The organism is Mesorhizobium sp. LjRoot246 (assembly GCF_964254115.1).
In the GTDB taxonomy this organism is placed as follows: domain Bacteria; phylum Pseudomonadota; class Alphaproteobacteria; order Rhizobiales; family Rhizobiaceae; genus Mesorhizobium.
In genome coordinates, this window is sequence record NZ_CAXUSN020000001.1 from 2419638 (window position 1) to 2435007 (window position 15370).

Below are 15370 nucleotides of genomic sequence, written 5' to 3' on the forward strand. Positions count from 1 at the left end.
AGAGGCGCCAATTCGATACCACGAAAAATGATATCGCGATACATATTTTCGTGGACAAGGATATCGAGCTGCTTTAGGCATATCGATATCGCGATATTGTTTATCGTGACAACAACTAAAAGGAGATTGAGATGACCTCGCAAACCAAGCCCAACTCCGGCAGCGGCACGATCACCACCAAGGACGGAACGCGGATCTATTACAAGGACTGGGGGACCGGGCAGCCCGTCGTCTTCCATCACGGCTGGCCATTGAGCAGCGATGACTGGGACGCCCAGATGCTGTTTTTCCTGTCACAAGGCTACCGGGTGATTGCCCATGATCGCCGCGGTCACGGCCGCTCGACCCAGACGGATATCGGCAACGAGATGGACACCTATGCCGCCGATGTCGCGGAACTCGCCGCCCATCTCGACCTCAAGAACGCTATCCATGTCGGCCACTCGACCGGCGGCGGCGAAGTGGCGCGTTATGTCGCCAAGTATGGCGCCGGCGGCCGTGTCGCCAAGGCGGTACTGATCGGCGCGGTGCCGCCAATCATGCTCAAGACCGCCGCCAATCCCGGCGGCCTGCCGATCGAGGTTTTCGACGGCTTCCGCTCCGCCCAGGCAGCCAACCGCGCCCAGTTTTTCCGCGACGTTCCATCAGGCCCATTCTATGGGTTCAACCGTCCGGACGCGGAGGTATCGCAGGGCGTCATCGACAATTGGTGGCGCCAGGGCATGATGGGCGGCACCAAGGCGCATTATGATTGCATCAAGGCTTTCTCGGAAACCGACTTTACCGAGGATCTGAAGACGATCGACGTGCCGGTGCTGGTCATGCATGGCGACGACGACCAGATCGTTCCGATCGCCGACTCGGCGCTGTTGACGATCAAGCTGCTCAGGAAGGGCGAGCTCAAGGTCTACAAGGACTTCCCGCACGGCATGGCCACGACCCATGCCGACATCATCAACGCCGACCTCTTGGCCTTCTTCAAGGCCTAGGATTTTCGAAAAGGAGGCACCCGCCACCAGGCGGGTGCCTTTCTCGTCCGTTTCAGGTCTAGCGGATTGCAGCGACCGCCTGCGCCTTCCTGGCTTCCTTCATGTTCGGCAGGAAGACGGTCAGCAGTCCAAGCAGCGGCAGATACGAGCAGATCTGGAAGACATAATCGATGCCCTTCATGTCGGCGACGACGCCGAGCACGGCCGCCGCGATGCCGCCCATGCCGAAGGCGAAGCCGAAGAAGATGCCGGCGATCATGCCGACACGGCCCGGCACCAGCTCCTGCGCGAAGACGACGATGTTGGAGAAGGCCGAGGACAGGATCAGGCCGATCAGCACCGTCAGCACCATCGTCCATTCGAGGTTGGCATAGGGCAGGGCGAGCGTGAAGGGCAGCACGCCGACGATCGAGAACCAGATCATCGCCTTCTGTCCGTAGCGGTCGCCGAACGGGCCGCCAAGCAGGATGCCGAGCGCCGAGGCGCCGAGGAACAGGAACAGCATGACTTGGCTCATCTGCACCGAAACGCCGAACTTGTGGATGGAATAGAAGGTATAGTAGCTGGCGAGGCTGGCGATATAGGCGTTCTTGCTCAGCACCAGCAGCGTCAATACAGCCAATGCCCACATCACCTTGCGGCGCGGGAAGGGTGAGACGAAGCTTGCCGCCTTGCGTGTGCCCTGCGCGGCGCGCAGCCGGCTGTACCAGCCGCCGACTTGCCACAAGACGATGATGCCGATCAGCGAGCCGACGGCAAACCAGGAGATGCTGGTCTGGCCGAACGGCACGACGATGAAGGCCGCCAACAGCGGCCCCATGGACTGACCGAAATTGCCGCCGACCTGGAACAGCGACTGCGCCAGGCCGAAGCGGCCGCCGGAGGCGAAGCGGGCGATGCGCGAGGATTCCGGGTGGAAGATCGCCGAGCCGATGCCGATCAGCGAGGCGCCGATCAGGAGCAGCGAATAGTGCCCGGCATAGGCCAGCACGATCAGGCCGATCAACGACGACGCCATGCCGTAGGGCAGCGAATAGGGCATAGGCCGCTTGTCGGTGATCATGCCGATCAGCGGCTGCAGCAGCGATGCGGTCACCTGGAAGGTGAAGGTCAGGAGGCCGATCTGCCAGAAATCGAGGCCGTAATTCTCTTTCAGCAAGGGATAGATGGCCGATAGCAGCGACTGCATGATGTCATTGATGCAGTGGCAGAAACTCACCGCCAGGATGACGGTGAAGGCCGTCGCCTGGGCAGAAGCGTGACTTGCGGTCGCCGGTGGCGCGACGCTGGCGGCTGTCGTATCGGTCAAGGTAGGCTCCGTGGTCTTTTTGGCGGGCACACCCGCAGGGCAATCTGGCGACGCTCCTGTGGAGCGCCTTGGGGACGGTGCCTTATAAGCTGCTTGCGGCACGACTTCTTTCGTGGTTTGGTCCAATAGTTTCGCAAGTGGGCCATACAGGATGCCGCACGGCAAAGAAGTCTTTCACGCTGGCAATGCCAATCTCGGTCAGTTGCACGAGAGCCGCTGGCAGTGGCTGGAGCAGGTGGCCGGGCCGGCGGTGGCGCTGCCGACCGAATATCCGGACGGTTACCGTGTCCCGCAACACCGCCACAGCCGCAGCCAGCTGCTGCATGCGCTGGTCGGTGTGGTGCTGGTAACGACGCGGTATGGGCGCTGGATGGTGCCGCCCGACCACGCGATGTGGATTCCAGCCGGTACCGAGCATTCCGTCGAAATGCTGGGCGATGTCTCGATGCGGTCGGTCTATGTCATGCCGCAGGCGATCCCCGGGCTGCCCGAGGGCTTGCGCGTCGTTGGTGTCACCGACCTGATGCACAGCCTGATCGTGGAATCTGAAAAGCTGCCGCAAGGCGGCGTGCTGGAAGGGCGCGGCGGGCTGATCATGAACCTCCTGCTGCACGAAATCCCGACCCTGCCTGAACGGCCGCTCGGCCTGCCGTTCCCGTCCGACCCAAGGCTGTCGGCGCTGTGCCGGCGCTTCGTCGCCGCACCGTCGCCGCACGCGACGATCGATGAATGGGCCAATGCCGCCGGCATGAGCCGCCGCTCCTTCACCCGCGCCTTCCAGCGTCAGACTGGCCTGTCGCTGTCGACATGGCGCCAACAGGCCTGCCTGTTCGCAGCACTGCCCAGGTTCGCGGACGGCGAGCCGATCACCAGGGTGGCGCTCGATCTGGGCTATGACAGCGTGCCGGCCTTCATCACCATGTTCAAGCGCATGCTGGGAACCTCGCCGCGCGGCTATATGCGCGGCGCACGCGAAAGCGTGGAAGTCGCACGTCGGCTGATCGGCCCGGTTCGGTTGGAAAGTCCTGCGCCGTAGCGGCAGCTGCTGTTCTAGTCGAACAGGCTCGACACCGATTCCTCGGTCGCGGTGCGCGAGATGGCTTCGCCCATCAGGTCGGCGATCGAGATGACGCGGATGTTGGGAGCGTCTAGGACGCCTTGCGTCGGCTGGATGGAATCGGTGATCACCAATTCCTGCAGCTTCGAGCCGCTGATGCGGGCTACCGCGCCACCCGACAGCACGCCGTGGGTGATATAGGCGGTGACGCTGGTGGCGCCGTTGGCCAGCAGCGCATCGGCGGCGTTGCACAGCGTGCCGCCGGAATCGACGATGTCGTCGATCAGCAGGCAATCCTTGCCGGCGACCGCGCCGATGATGTTCATCACTTCCGATTCGCCGGGGCGTTCGCGGCGCTTGTCGACGATGGCCAGTTGCGCGTCGAAGCGCTTGGCCAGCGCACGCGCACGCACCACGCCGCCAATGTCCGGTGACACCACCACGACGTTGCCGAGCTGCTTGTATTTGGCCTTCACGTCGCGGGCCATCACCGGCACTGAAAACAGATTGTCGGTCGGGATGTCGAAGAAGCCCTGGATCTGGCCGGCATGCAGGTCGAGCGTCAGAACGCGGTCGACGCCGGCGCGGGTGATCATATTGGCGACCAGCTTGGCCGAGATCGGCGTGCGGCCTGAGGCGCGGCGATCCTGCCTGGCGTAGCCGAAATAGGGAATCACCGCCGTGATGCGCTTGGCCGAGGAGCGCATGAAGGCATCGATCATGATGAGCAGTTCCATCAGGTGATCGTTGGTCGGAAACGAGGTCGACTGCAGGATGAAGACATCCTCGCCGCGCACGTTTTCCTGGATTTCGACGAAAATTTCCTGGTCGGCGAAGCGCCTGACAGTGGCCTTGCCCAGCGGGATGTTGAGATAGCGGGCGACCGCTTCGGCCAGCACCCTGTTGGAATTGCCCGCGAAGAGTTTCATGCACCGTTCCTGGTGGAGGATGGAGAGGCCTGACGGACTCGCCTGCGCCCTTTAACCGGGCTTTTAGCGGCCCGCGCCGGTATTGCAAGCGTCGAGATTGGGAATCCGCCGGCTAAACTCAAGAAAGCTCCGCGTCATCGCCGGCCTGCAACATTTCAGCCCGCCTTGCCGCCGAGCCAGGCCGCGAACTGATCGATGGTCTGGTCGGCGATCGCCTGCATGGTGGCCGGCGAGACGCCCTTCCAGCTGTCGCCGCCCCCGCTGGCGCCGGAATTGACAGAAGGCGCCTTCTGCTGGCCGTTGATGCGGTGCAGCCGGTTGCCGGCCGGATCATAGACGTCCCAGACATAGATGACGGTGGTGTCGGTGCCTTCGGACATGGTCGAGAAATAGCCCTTGAGCACATGCGTCGCGGTCTGGTCGGCGCTGCCGGCCAGCGTGATGCCGCGCTGCCTGGCGCGCGTCTGCAGCTCCGCCGTCAGCGGTGTCGCGGCTTCCACCGAAGCGCCGACGATCGGCGCGATCTGCAGGCGGGTCTTCGCCAGGATGGCAGCGCTCTGGGCTGACGGGGCCGGCGCGGCGGTGGTTGCGGGAGCGCCCGCCGTGCTGGTGGCGGCCGGCGCGGTTACCATGGCCGCGCCGCTCCCTGACGTCGCGGGCAGCGTCTGGGCCGACGTCGCCGGCGGGGTGATGGCCGACGGTTCGAGCACGTCCTTTGCGTTGGTGCAGGCGGCGAGAGCCAGTGCCACAAGCAATGACACGGTCGTCACATGCGATCGTCTCATTTGCCTTCTAACTCCTTGGCGAAGAACGCCTCCCATTATGGATTCACTGTACGATCAAGTCGAGATCATGGCGGGACAGCGGCTTCGGCTGGGATTCGGTGGTCAGGTAGGTGCGGCCAAGCGTCATCGCCGTCTCGGTATCGGAATCCATGATGATCATGTGGGCGAACAGCGTCATGTTCGGCGCGATCGGTTCGGGGTTGCCCTGGTAGAACATTGGCATGTCCATCCAGGACGGCGTGAAGCGGGCGCCGACCGAGTAGCCGCAGGCGTTCAGCCGGTGCTTGGTCAAGCCGTGCGCCTCCATGGTGCGGGCGTGGGCATCGAACACGTCGCCGAAGCTGTTGCCCGGCGTCATCGCCTTCTCGACGGCCAGAAGCGCTGCGCGGGCGGCATCGAACAGCTCCTGATGGCGCTTCGACACCTTGCCGGTCAGCACCGTGCGCATCATCGGTGCATGGTAATGGTTGAAGACGCCGGCCCATTCGAGCGTCAGCTGGTCGTTCTTGGTGAGCTTGCGGCGGCCGGCCTTGTAGCGGCAGAGCAGCGCGTCGACGCCGGAGCCGATGATGAACTCGTTGGCAGGATAGTCGCCGCCGCCGGCAAAGATCGCGCCTTGCATGGCGGCCAGGATCAGGGCTTCGTCGCCGCCCTGCTTGATCAGCGGCAAGGCCGCGTCGAGCGCATCGTCGGAGAGATTGGCGGCCTTCTCGGCCTTGGTGATCTCGGCCGGGCTCTTGAACAGGCGCAGTCGGCCGACGATGCCGGACGCGTCGGCGATCTGGCCGAAGGTCTGCAACTGCTCGTCCAGGCGGCGGCCATTGAAGGCGGTCAGGCCGTGGGTGTCGTATTCGACGCCGATGCGGGCGCCGAGCAGGTCGAGCTCGTTGAGCAGATTGCGCAGGTCGACCGCCGGATTGGCACCGTTGCGGTCGGTCCACAGAACGATGTTGTCGATGATCGAGGTCTGGCGCGCCTGGCGCAGATCGGCCGAGCGGGTCAGAAGCACCATCGAACCGTCGGCCTTCACCACCAGGCATTGGAAGAAGCAGAAGCCGAACGTGTCGTAGCCGGTCAGCCAATACATGCTCTCCTGCGCGAACAGCAGGATGGCGTCGAGCTTCTTTTCGGCCATCTCGATCATCAGCCGGTCGCGCCGCGCATCAAATTCCGATCGTTCAAAATGCAGCGCCATTATTCCCTCTCCAAAACGATCGCCGAGACCTGCCGGCCGTAATCGGGCTCCTTGCGGTGCGTGGTGCGCCGGTAGGAGTAAAACAGATCTTCTTCGGCATAGGTGCAGCGGCCGAGGCCTTCGGCCGTCACGCCGGCCTTGGCCAGCCGGTCGACCGTGTAGCGGTTGAGGTCGAACATGGCATGGCCGGCGTTGGCGGAAGGTGCGAAATAGCCGATGTTTTCAGCATCTGCCTCGACAAAGCGGGCAACGAATTCCGGTCCGACCTCGTAGTTCTGCGGGCCGATCGAGGGGCCGAGCACGGCTGCAATGTTTTCGCGCCGGGCGCCGAGGCTTTCCATGGCCAGGATGGTGTTTTCGAGCACGCCGGTGAAGGCGCCTTTCCAGCCGGCATGCGCGGCGCCGATGATGCGTGCCTGCGGGTCGGCGAACAGCACCGGGCCGCAATCGGCGGTCGAGGCGCCAATGGCGATGCCCGGCCGATCGGTAACGATGGCGTCCGCCTTGGGGCGCTCGCCGGCAAAGGGCTCCCTGGCAATGACGACATCGGGCGAATGGATTTGCCAGGCGGTCAACAGATGGCTTGCCGGCACGCCCATCCAGGCAGCGACACGGGCGCGGTTCTCAGCCACCAGCACCTGGTCGTCATCCGATCCGGTGCCGATGTTGAGGCCCTGATAGATGCCGCCGGAAACACCGCCGACGCGGGTGAAATAGCCGTGGCGGATGCCTTGTGCCTGCGCCTTGTCCAGCAGCGGCGACCGAACGGGATCCGGTTTGGTCTGATTCAGCATGCGGGCGTTGTTGTCCGTGTGGGCGGTTTCGTCAAGAAGAAGGTGCTTCGTCGAGAACAGGCGCTGCGAAGCGCGGACGGGAGATTGGGAGGGGCGGCGGTAAAAAGTCAATCCGCCTCGGCAAAGGGCCGAACCGCCACGCCGCGAGGCAGCACCGCAAGCACCTTGAACAGCCCGCCCATGGCTTGCGGCCCGGCGAGGCGCTCGACCGCCTCAGTGATCTTGTCACGCGCCGCCTGGCCGGCATCGGCGCCGAGCCGGCCAGCGCGCTCGAGGATGCCCATGCCGAGCAGGAAGTCGCCCTGCGTCGACAGATGGGCGTCGAGGCCGCGCGTACGAACGATTGTGGCAAGAGCTGCGAAATCGACATGAGAGGTGAGGTCGGCTTCACCGGGATTGGCCAGCACATCTTCGTGATTGTGGCTGCGCAAGGCCTGCAGGGTGTCGCCGACACCCGGCTGGAGATGGCCATAGTCGAGGAACAGGCCGGCGCCGCCTTGGCGGGCTATTCGCTCGGCGATGGCCGCCATCAGCGCTGTACGGGCCGGCGCGACCTCGACGATCGCGCCTTGCGGCGCTTCCGCGGCATCGGCGGGCAGCAGCGCCGGGTCGACAGAGCCTGCGCCGGCGAAGAAGCGCAGCTCGTTGGCGTTGTCGAGGCCGACCATGCGCTCGCGCCAGCCGGCGCCAGCGCGGACGAACTGGCGGACGGGCACGGCGTCGAACAGTTCGTTGCCGACGATGAACAGCGGTTGTTGCGGCAAGGTCTCGATGGTTTCGTGCCAGCCAACCGTGAAGGGTGTGACGCCGAGCGTCTGTTTCTGCACCTCGGTCAGGCGCGGGCTGGTCTCGATCATGGCGAAGGCGGCGCCGTTGGCCAGATCGGGATCAAGCCGTGACAGCGTGCGCAGCATGTCCTTCATCAGCGTGCCGCGTCCAGGGCCGATCTCGGCGATGGTGACCGGCAACGGCCGGCCGCTCGCCAACCAGGCCTGGTACATCCACACAGCGACCAGTTCGCCGAACATCTGGCTGATCTCGGGCGCGGTGATGAAGTCGCCGGCCACACCAAAAGGCTCGCGCGTCGTGTAGTAGCCGTCCGCCGGGTCGAACAGGCACAGCGCCATGAATTCGTTGATCGGTATCGGCCCCAGGGCCTCGATCAGGTCGACGATGCGGGTTTTCAGCCGTGTCATGCCGGCTGCGGCTGTGTCACCGGCTTGGCGGTCAGCATCGCCCAGATGCCGGCCAGCACCATCGGAGTGGAAAGGATCATGCCCATGGTCAGCCAGTTGGTGCCGAGGAGATAGCCAAGCTGCTGGTCGGGCTCGCGGAAGAACTCGACGAAGATGCGCGACAGGCCATAGCCGCAGATGAAGGCGCCGCCGACGAAGCGCGGCGTCTTCAGTTTGAGACGCGAATGGGTGAGAATGCGCAATACGAGGAACAGTACCACGCCTTCGAGAAGCGCCTCGTAGAGCTGGCTCGGGTGGCGGGTAAACGGCCCGCCATTGGGAAACTCGAACGCCCAGGGCACGTCGGTTGGCCGCCCCCACAGCTCGGAATTGATGAAGTTGGCGACGCGCACCAGGCCAAGCCCGACCGGCACGCCTGCCGCCACGACATCGAACAGCGACCATGTGCGGATGCCGCGCTTGATCGAGAACAGCGTCATGGCGAGGATAACGCCAAGCAGGCCGCCATGAAACGACATACCGCCCTGCCAGACCGCGAAGATGTCGAGTGGGTGGGCGATGTAACGCGCCAGATCGTAGAACAGCACATAGCCGGTGCGGCCGCCGAGCACGACGCCGATGGCCGCCCAGACGATGAAGTCGTCGAGATCCTCCGGCTTCATCGGCAGGACGCCGTTCGGCCAAAGCTTCGCGTTAGAGGCGAGCCGCTTGGCGTACCACCAGGCGAACAGGATGCCGACGATATAGCCGACGCCATACCAGTGAACCGCAAGCGGTCCGATCTGGATGAGGATCGGGTTGATGTTGGGGAAGGGCAGGGAGGCCAGCGGCAGCAGGAAATATTCGTTCAACGGGGAACTCTCGGTTGCGAACGCGTTTGGGCGCGACCATGCGGCAGGGTTTTGGCAGGGTCAAGGCAAGGTGGTCGTCGTCAACTGTCGGGGAACAGGATCGGTCCAAGGTCCATCGCGCCGTGCAGGATGTGCAGTATCGCTACGGTTTCTGCGCCAACGCGATAGAAAATGAGATAGTTGCCGTGGACGCGCCGCCGAATGCCGGAGGATCGATGCCGCTCGAAGAGTGGGTACCGCTCCGGCATAGTGCGTAACTCTAGACAGTCACGGCGTAATTCCTGGATGAATGTCACGGCACGGAACGGGTTGTCTAGCGCGATATGATCGCCAATGGCTTCAAGGTCTGCCTCAGCTTGATCGGTGAAGACCAGCTGCTTCACTTGCTGTTCTCTGCCATCGCCTTGTATTTGGCCTCCAGGCGCTTGAGCACTTCGTCGGCTGGCTTCACCCGCCCGGCATCGGCATCCGAGATACCTTTGGCCAGGGCAGCATCGAGGGCGGCAAGGCGTTTCTCTCGCTCTTCGACGAGGCGAACGCCTTCGCGTAGCACTTCGCTCTTCGAATTATAGCGGCCGGTGCTGACAAGCTGGTTGACGATATTCTCGAGACGGGTACCCAAGTCTGCGCTAATAGCCATGACGGTGCTCCTGCAAACTGCTCCCAGACAATAATAGTTATTGATCAGATTTGCCAGTGTTTTGGACAAGGGTGGGCCGACTTGATGCCGCAGCAGGTTTCAACGTTCTTGCATTCCGTGCGCAGCGCCACTAACTCAATTCGAGCAAGCGAGGATTTGCCATGTCGACCGGACCGAACCGCATTCTCGATGAATTCGCCAAGCTGATGACCGATGCCGCCGGCGCCGCGCAAGGCGTGCGCCGTGAGGTGGAGACCGCCTTCAAGGGGCAGGCCGAGCGCATCCTCAACACCATGGACGTGGTGCAGCGCGAAGAGTTCGAAGCCGCGCGCGAGATGGCGGCCAAGGCTCGGGAAGAAAACACCCGCCTTGCCGCCCGTATCGAGGCGCTTGAGGCGAAGCTTGCCGAACTGGCCGGTGACGCCGCACCGGCGGCAGCGGCAAAGCCCCGCGCAAAAAAATAATCGTTAAACTTTTCCACATAGCCCGATCCTGAAAAGCGCTTTGCCGTGAATCGCTTAACGGCATTGCATGAATCTTTGTGACAGCGGCTTTCCACATGCGAATGACGCAGTGCGAAAAATTGGGCTGTTCACGCGACTCCCGATCAATAGACTGAATTTGTTGCATGATTCGGAGCAGGGTCATGCGGCCGGGCGGTGGGGTCCGGTCCGGGGTCTTTGTGTCGAGAAGTAGTCTTTTGCGCGAAGAAAGTCCTGGCCGTCCGAGTTCTAGACAAGATTGTTCGTTGTGTGTGCCCTCCCGCGGAGCGTGTGGCGGCGCTCGTACAGAACGACAGGAAGCATTCCATGGAACTTCTCGAACTCGAATTCTCCCGCGAAATCCATCCGGTGGATGTTATCGAGCAGGTGGCCCACAACAACGACTGGTCCTTTGAGCGGGCAGGCGACGACGAGATTTCGATCTCGGTTGCCGGCAGCTGGACCGACTATCACGTCTCCTTCTCATGGATGGAGGACTTCGAGGCGCTGCACCTGGCCTGCGCCTTCGACATCAAGGTGCCGGAGACCCGCGCGCTGGAAGTGATGCGGCTCTTGTCGCTGATCAACGAGCAGATGCTGTTTGGCCATTTCGACCTCTGGGAGCAGGAAGGCGCGATCATGTTCCGCCAGTCGCTGCTGCTGGCCGGCGGGGTCGAGCCGTCCAGCCAGCAGGTCGAAGTGCTGCTGTCGTCGGCGCTGGAAGCCTGCGAATGCTATTTCCAGGCTTTTCAGTTCGTCGTCTGGTCAGGAACCTCGGCCAAGGATGCGCTGGCCGGCGTGCTGTTCGAGACCTACGGCAACGCCTGAGTCAAAAACCAAGATGAGTTCGAGCAGCGAGCGCAAGCCCGAAATCAGTTTTGCCGATTTCGATCGTGTCGACATCCGCGCCGGCACGATCGTAGAAGTCGAACCGTTTCCGCAAGCGCGCAAGCCGGCATTCAAGCTGAAGATCGATTTCGGCGCCGGCATCGGCATCAAGAAATCGTCGGCGCAGATCACGAAGTACTATACGCCGGAGACGCTGATCGGCCGGCAGGTGTTCGCGGTGGTCAATTTCCCGCCGCGGCAGATCGGCCCGTTCATGTCGGAAGTGCTGACGCTCGGCTTTCCCGACGAAGAGGGCGCCGTGGTGCTAGGCGCGATCGAGCGCAAGGTGCCGGATGGCGGACGGTTGTTTTAGGCCGCCAGCTTTCGCGTCGTGCCAAGCGCTTCCTCGACTGTGTCGAGAAACATCTCGGCACAAACCTTCCAGCTGTAGCGCATGGCGCGCTCTCGCGCCTGCGCGCGGTCGACGTTGAGTGCGGCGAGTGACGCTTCGCGCAAATCGTTCGAGACCGCGCCGCCAAAGCCGTCGCCGACGATGTCGATCGGCCCGGTCACCGGATAGGCGGCGACCGGCGTGCCGCTGGCCAGCGCCTCGATGATGACGTTGCCGAAGGTGTCGGTGCGGCTCGGGAAGACGAAGACGTCGGCCGAGGCATAGATCTCGGCCAGTTCGTCATTGGGGCGATGGCCGAGGAAATGCGCCTGCTTGTACTTCGCCTTCAGCCTGGCAAGCTCGGGGCCTTCGCCGACGATCACCTTGCTGCCCGGCAGGTCGAGGTCGAGGAAGGCGGAGAGGTTCTTTTCGATAGCGACGCGGCCGACGCAAAGGAAAACCGGGCCGGGGAAGCCGAGGTCCTTCTTCTTGTCCGGGCGAAAATGGTCGGTGTCCACGCCGCGCGTCCACGGCCGCAGCTTATTGAAGCCGCGCGCCGCAAGGTCGTTGGCGAGCGACTGGGTGGCGACCAGCGTGCCCTGGCCGGAATTGTGGAAGTCGCGCAGCCAACGATAGGCCCAGCTTTCCGGCACCGGCAGGCGGGCGCTGAGATATTCGGGAAAGCGTGTGTGGTAGCTGGTAGTGAACGGCCGGCCGGCATTGCGACAATAGCGCCGCGCCATGATGCCGAGCGGACCCTCGGTGACGATGTGGATGTGGTCAGCCTTGCCGGCGTCGATCAGGCGCGCGACATGGCCGGGCGTGGTCAGCGCCAGCCTTATGTCGGGATAGGTCGGCAAGGGCAGGGTGCGAAAGATGTTGGGCGTCAGGAAATCCACCGCGACGTCAAAGGATTTCAGCGTCTCGGTGAGCCGTTCCAGCGTGTGGACGACGCCGTTGACCTGCGGGCGCCAGGCGTCGGTGACCATCAATATGCGCATGGCGGCCCTTTGCAGGAAAGGTCGACGGTTGCCTTGAGACGATGCCGGAACGGCGACCAGCCTGCGGCCCTCGCTTCGCTCCAGCGCACCCGGACGGGCACGGGATCGAAGTGAGGCGGCAAGGCCGAATCAAGTGAGGTCGCGCGCTTCATGCGCGCTCTTGACCATGGTTTCATGACGGGCGGATGAAGCCTTTCAGCGCTGCCCGCTATGCCGGAACCTTGATCACCGCCCGCAGGCCGCCGAGCGGGCTGTCGTCGAGGGTGATGTCGCCGCCATGCGAGCGGGCGATGTCGCGAGCGATCGACAGGCCGAGCCCAGTGCCGCTGGCGTCGAGGTTGCGGGCCTCGTCGAGCCGCACGAAGGGCTTGAACACGTCTTCGCGCCGGTCCGACGGAATGCCCGGGCCGTCGTCGTCGATGGTGACCAGCAGCGAGCCGCGGCCATGGTTGGCGTTGACCTCCACCGTCTTGGCATAGCGGAAGGCGTTGCCGATGACGTTGGACATCAGCCGGGCAAAGGCGTTCGGCCGCACATGCACATCGGGGTCGCCGGCAAGCGTCGTCGACAATTTCCGCTTGCGCAGCCTGGCTTCCTCGCCGAGCTTCTCGAAATAGGCCTCGAGATCGAACCGTCCGGCGTCTTCCGAAGCCTCGCCGCGGGCAAAGGAAAGATAGCCTTCGAGCATCGACTGCATGTCGTCGATATCCTGGTCGAGCGCCGCCTTGGTCTCGGCCTTGCCGCCAGAAAGCGCAAGCTGCAGCTTGAAGCGGGTGAGGATTGTCCTGAGATCATGGCTGACGCCGGTCAGCATCGCGGTGCGCTGTTCGATCTGGCGCTCGATGCGCTCGCGCATCTGCATGAAGGCAAAGCCGGCGCGGCGAACCTCCTCGGCGCCGCGCGGCCGGAAATCGCGCGGCATCGGCCGGCCCTTGCCGAAGCTTTCGGCGGCTTCGGCAAGCATCAGGATCGGCCGGATCTGGTTGCGCAGGAAGGGAATGGCGATCATCAGCAGCACCAGCGAGGTGCCGACCATCCAGATCAGGAAGATGTGGGTGTTCGAGGCATAGGCCTGGCTGCGGCGCACAAAGACGCGCAGCACCTTGCCCTCGAGCTGGACGCGCACCTCGACGATGTTGGAATTGCCGACCGTGTCGATCCAGAACGGGCGGTTGATCTGGCGGGTGATCTCGGACGAGAGAACATCGTCGAGGATCGAGAAGAACGGTTTGGGTCCCGGCGGCGGCAGCGGGTCGGGCGGCAAAAGGTCGACCTTCAGCTGCATGCGGTCCTGGGCAATGCGGATGATGTTGGTGTAGTCGGCGTCGTGCGGGTAGGTCTCGATCAGGTCGATGATGGCGGCGATGTCGCGCACGGTTGCTTGCGACAGGCGCTGCGTCACGGTTGCCCAATGGCGTTCCATGAAGACGAAGGCGACGACCGATTGCAGCAGGATCATCGGCGCGATGACGATGATCAGCGAGCGGGCATAGAGCCGCTTGGGCATATAGAGCGAGACGAGGCGCCAGAACCGGTTCCAGGCGCGCGGCACCGCCTTCAGCGTCCGCGCGGCGCGTGCGCTCAAACCGCCATTGCCCGGCTGTTGCAGTTGCGTGGTTGCCATTCGCTCTTTTCGCTTGCCTGCAGCCCGTTCAGCCGGCCGCAGGCGGCATTCTATTCCACGCTGAGCCGATACCCAATACCGCGCACGGTCTGCAGCCAGACCGGGTTGGACGGATCGCGCTCGATCTTGCGGCGCAGCCGGTTGATCTGGACGTCGATGGTGCGCTCGCCGACTTCCGAATCGTCGCCGACAAGCTCGTGACGGGGTATCGTCTCGCCGGCCCGCGCGGCGAAGATCGCCAGGATCTCCTGTTCGCGGTCGGTCAGCTTCAGCGCCTCGCCGCCACGCTTCAATTCGCGCCTGGCGATCTGGAACGTGTAGGGACCGAAGACCAGCTGCTCGACCTTGGGCGTGGTCGCCGGGCCGCCGCGGCGCAGGATGTTGTTGATGCGCAGGATCAGCTCGCGCGGATCGAAAGGCTTTGGCAGATAGTCGTCGGCGCCGGCCTCCAACCCTGAGATGCGGCTGTCGGTCTCCGACAGCGCCGTCAGCATCAGGATCGGTACGTTCTTTTCGGCGCGCAGCGACTTGGTCAAGTCGACGCCCGTCTCGCCGGGCATCATGACGTCGAGTACCAGAAGGTCGAAGTCAAGGCCGGCAAGCTTGCGCCTGGCTTCGCCGGCATTGCCGGCTACGGTGACGCGAAAGCCGTTTTCAGTCAGATACTGCTTGAGAAGATTGCGGATGCGGGTGTCGTCGTCGACCACCAGCAGATGCGGCGCGTCGTCGTCCGGTGCGGCCGCGTGATCGACCCGTTCAGTGCTCTCCATGGCTTTTCCCTGACATTTTTGCGGACCCAACGTCGATCTGCGCCCTCAGCTCCGGATTGACCATCGCTTCGAGGAACCGTTCCACCAGGACCCGTTCGGTTATTCCGGAATCTCCCAATGCAGCATGGATGCGGCGCGACTGTGGCCGTGCCAGCGCCAGCGCCAGCGCGCGGCCCTTCGCGGTCGGATAAAGCTCGCGCTGGCGGCGGTCGCGCGGGCCTTGCAGTTGCACGACATGGTCAGTGTCGATCAATTGCTTGAGCACGCGGGCCAGGCTCTGCTTGGTGATCTTCAGCACGTCGAGCAGTTCGGCGACCGTCAGGCCCGGCCTGCGGTTGACGAAATGCAGCACCCGGTGGTGGGCGCGGCCGAAGCCGTAATCGGCCAGGATCTGATCCGGATCGGAGGTGAAGTCACGATAGGCGAAGAAGAACAGCTCGATGATGGCGAAGTCGATGCCGTCCTCGACTGACATCGCGGTCCTGATCGGTTTCCCGGCTGCGTGGTTTCGATCCGTCATCATTTCTCC

At 63.6% G+C, this 15370-nt stretch carries 18 protein-coding genes; 5 read left to right on the forward strand and 13 right to left on the reverse strand.

What is annotated here, in order from left to right:
* Nucleotides 1–131 precede the first annotated feature (131 nt).
* Entirely contained in the window at nucleotides 132–989 is an 858-nt protein-coding gene (locus ACSQ3L_RS11630) for an alpha/beta fold hydrolase (RefSeq protein ID WP_436160073.1), read from the forward strand.
* Between the two features lie 58 nt (nucleotides 990–1047).
* Here the strand turns inward: ACSQ3L_RS11630 and ACSQ3L_RS11635 are convergent, their stop codons facing one another.
* Entirely contained in the window at nucleotides 1048–2298 is a 1251-nt protein-coding gene (locus ACSQ3L_RS11635; protein WP_436160074.1) for an MFS transporter, read from the reverse strand.
* Nucleotides 2299–2449: 151 nt separating this feature from the next.
* Here ACSQ3L_RS11635 and ACSQ3L_RS11640 point away from each other — a divergent pair, with 151 nt between their 5' ends.
* A complete protein-coding gene (locus ACSQ3L_RS11640; protein WP_436160075.1) occupies nucleotides 2450–3334 on the forward strand; it encodes an AraC family transcriptional regulator in 885 nt (294 codons plus the stop codon).
* A gap of 14 nt (nucleotides 3335–3348) precedes the next feature.
* Here ACSQ3L_RS11640 and ACSQ3L_RS11645 read toward each other — a convergent pair whose 3' ends face one another.
* The 8 genes from ACSQ3L_RS11645 to ACSQ3L_RS11680 form a co-directional block, all read right to left on the reverse strand.
* Complete coding sequence (locus ACSQ3L_RS11645) at nucleotides 3349–4284, reverse strand: ribose-phosphate pyrophosphokinase (protein WP_010911102.1); 936 nt, start codon at nucleotides 4282–4284, stop codon at nucleotides 3349–3351.
* A 155-nt stretch (nucleotides 4285–4439) separates the two neighbouring features.
* Entirely contained in the window at nucleotides 4440–5069 is a 630-nt protein-coding gene (locus ACSQ3L_RS11650; protein ID WP_436160076.1) for a hypothetical protein, read from the reverse strand.
* Nucleotides 5070–5112: 43 nt separating this feature from the next.
* Nucleotides 5113–6264: a M24 family metallopeptidase gene (locus ACSQ3L_RS11655; protein ID WP_352627613.1), complete on the reverse strand. Its 1152-nt coding sequence runs from the start codon at nucleotides 6262–6264 to the stop codon at nucleotides 5113–5115.
* Complete coding sequence (pgeF, locus tag ACSQ3L_RS11660) at nucleotides 6264–7058, reverse strand: peptidoglycan editing factor PgeF (RefSeq protein WP_436160077.1); 795 nt, start codon at nucleotides 7056–7058, stop codon at nucleotides 6264–6266. The genes ACSQ3L_RS11655 and pgeF overlap by 1 nt, the downstream gene beginning before the upstream one ends.
* A 107-nt stretch (nucleotides 7059–7165) precedes the next feature.
* Nucleotides 7166–8254, reverse strand: coding sequence for a class I SAM-dependent methyltransferase (locus ACSQ3L_RS11665; RefSeq protein ID WP_436160078.1), 1089 nt, complete (start codon nucleotides 8252–8254; stop codon nucleotides 7166–7168).
* Complete coding sequence (gene lgt / locus ACSQ3L_RS11670) at nucleotides 8251–9105, reverse strand: prolipoprotein diacylglyceryl transferase (protein ID WP_436160079.1); 855 nt, start codon at nucleotides 9103–9105, stop codon at nucleotides 8251–8253. Before lgt ends, ACSQ3L_RS11665 begins: the two co-directional genes overlap by 4 nt.
* 80 nt (nucleotides 9106–9185) lie before the next feature.
* Entirely contained in the window at nucleotides 9186–9488 is a 303-nt protein-coding gene (locus tag ACSQ3L_RS11675) for a type II toxin-antitoxin system RelE/ParE family toxin (protein WP_436160080.1), read from the reverse strand.
* Nucleotides 9485–9745 carry a type II toxin-antitoxin system ParD family antitoxin gene (locus ACSQ3L_RS11680; protein ID WP_436160081.1) on the reverse strand — a complete coding sequence of 87 codons (261 nt, stop codon included), beginning with the start codon at nucleotides 9743–9745 and terminating at the stop codon, nucleotides 9485–9487. Before ACSQ3L_RS11680 ends, ACSQ3L_RS11675 begins: the two co-directional genes overlap by 4 nt.
* 161 nt (nucleotides 9746–9906) lie before the next feature.
* Between ACSQ3L_RS11680 and ACSQ3L_RS11685 the strand changes: the two genes are divergently transcribed.
* The 3 genes from ACSQ3L_RS11685 (at nucleotide 9907) to ACSQ3L_RS11695 (ending at nucleotide 11428) form a co-directional block, all read left to right on the forward strand.
* Complete coding sequence (locus tag ACSQ3L_RS11685; protein ID WP_109659791.1) at nucleotides 9907–10209, forward strand: accessory factor UbiK family protein; 303 nt, start codon at nucleotides 9907–9909, stop codon at nucleotides 10207–10209.
* A 345-nt stretch (nucleotides 10210–10554) separates the two neighbouring features.
* Complete coding sequence (locus ACSQ3L_RS11690; protein WP_013893499.1) at nucleotides 10555–11055, forward strand: YbjN domain-containing protein; 501 nt, start codon at nucleotides 10555–10557, stop codon at nucleotides 11053–11055.
* Nucleotides 11056–11068: 13 nt separating this feature from the next.
* Entirely contained in the window at nucleotides 11069–11428 is a 360-nt protein-coding gene (locus ACSQ3L_RS11695; protein WP_436160082.1) for a tRNA-binding protein, read from the forward strand.
* Here the strand turns inward: ACSQ3L_RS11695 and ACSQ3L_RS11700 are convergent.
* The 4 genes from ACSQ3L_RS11700 to ACSQ3L_RS11715 form a co-directional block, all read right to left on the reverse strand.
* Nucleotides 11425–12447, reverse strand: coding sequence for a glycosyltransferase family 4 protein (locus ACSQ3L_RS11700; RefSeq protein ID WP_436160083.1), 1023 nt, complete (start codon nucleotides 12445–12447; stop codon nucleotides 11425–11427). The genes ACSQ3L_RS11695 and ACSQ3L_RS11700 overlap by 4 nt on opposite strands.
* Before the next feature lie 208 nt (nucleotides 12448–12655).
* On the reverse strand, nucleotides 12656–14071 hold the full coding sequence (locus ACSQ3L_RS11705) for an ATP-binding protein (protein ID WP_436160084.1): 1416 nt from the start codon (nucleotides 14069–14071) through the stop codon (nucleotides 12656–12658).
* 50 nt (nucleotides 14072–14121) lie between these two features.
* Nucleotides 14122–14841 carry a response regulator gene (locus ACSQ3L_RS11710; protein ID WP_013530014.1) on the reverse strand — a complete coding sequence of 240 codons (720 nt, stop codon included), beginning with the start codon at nucleotides 14839–14841 and terminating at the stop codon, nucleotides 14122–14124.
* The gene (locus ACSQ3L_RS11715) at nucleotides 14828–15361 is read right to left on the reverse strand and encodes a MarR family winged helix-turn-helix transcriptional regulator (RefSeq protein ID WP_436160085.1); all 534 of its coding nucleotides are present in this window, start codon (nucleotides 15359–15361) and stop codon (nucleotides 14828–14830) included. The genes ACSQ3L_RS11710 and ACSQ3L_RS11715 overlap by 14 nt, the downstream gene beginning before the upstream one ends.
* Between the last annotated feature and the right edge of the window lie 9 nt (nucleotides 15362–15370).

What these genes read in the sequence shown, in the direction of transcription:
- ACSQ3L_RS11630 (WP_436160073.1), top strand. Translation starts at nt 132, where the DNA reads ATGACCTCGCAAACCAAGCCCAACTCCGGCAGCGGCACGATCACCACC.
- ACSQ3L_RS11640 (WP_436160075.1), top strand. Translation starts at nt 2,450, where the DNA reads ATGCCGCACGGCAAAGAAGTCTTTCACGCTGGCAATGCCAATCTCGGT.
- ACSQ3L_RS11645 (WP_010911102.1), bottom strand. Translation starts at nt 4,284, where the DNA reads ATGAAACTCTTCGCGGGCAATTCCAACAGGGTGCTGGCCGAAGCGGTC.
- ACSQ3L_RS11650 (WP_436160076.1), bottom strand. Translation starts at nt 5,069, where the DNA reads ATGAGACGATCGCATGTGACGACCGTGTCATTGCTTGTGGCACTGGCT.
- ACSQ3L_RS11655 (WP_352627613.1), bottom strand. Translation starts at nt 6,264, where the DNA reads ATGGCGCTGCATTTTGAACGATCGGAATTTGATGCGCGGCGCGACCGG.
- pgeF (WP_436160077.1), bottom strand. Translation starts at nt 7,058, where the DNA reads ATGCTGAATCAGACCAAACCGGATCCCGTTCGGTCGCCGCTGCTGGAC.
- ACSQ3L_RS11665 (WP_436160078.1), bottom strand. Translation starts at nt 8,254, where the DNA reads ATGACACGGCTGAAAACCCGCATCGTCGACCTGATCGAGGCCCTGGGG.
- ACSQ3L_RS11680 (WP_436160081.1), bottom strand. Translation starts at nt 9,745, where the DNA reads ATGGCTATTAGCGCAGACTTGGGTACCCGTCTCGAGAATATCGTCAAC.
- ACSQ3L_RS11685 (WP_109659791.1), top strand. Translation starts at nt 9,907, where the DNA reads ATGTCGACCGGACCGAACCGCATTCTCGATGAATTCGCCAAGCTGATG.
- ACSQ3L_RS11690 (WP_013893499.1), top strand. Translation starts at nt 10,555, where the DNA reads ATGGAACTTCTCGAACTCGAATTCTCCCGCGAAATCCATCCGGTGGAT.
- ACSQ3L_RS11695 (WP_436160082.1), top strand. Translation starts at nt 11,069, where the DNA reads ATGAGTTCGAGCAGCGAGCGCAAGCCCGAAATCAGTTTTGCCGATTTC.
- ACSQ3L_RS11700 (WP_436160083.1), bottom strand. Translation starts at nt 12,447, where the DNA reads ATGCGCATATTGATGGTCACCGACGCCTGGCGCCCGCAGGTCAACGGC.
- ACSQ3L_RS11705 (WP_436160084.1), bottom strand. Translation starts at nt 14,071, where the DNA reads ATGGCAACCACGCAACTGCAACAGCCGGGCAATGGCGGTTTGAGCGCA.
- ACSQ3L_RS11710 (WP_013530014.1), bottom strand. Translation starts at nt 14,841, where the DNA reads ATGGAGAGCACTGAACGGGTCGATCACGCGGCCGCACCGGACGACGAC.
- ACSQ3L_RS11715 (WP_436160085.1), bottom strand. Translation starts at nt 15,361, where the DNA reads ATGACGGATCGAAACCACGCAGCCGGGAAACCGATCAGGACCGCGATG.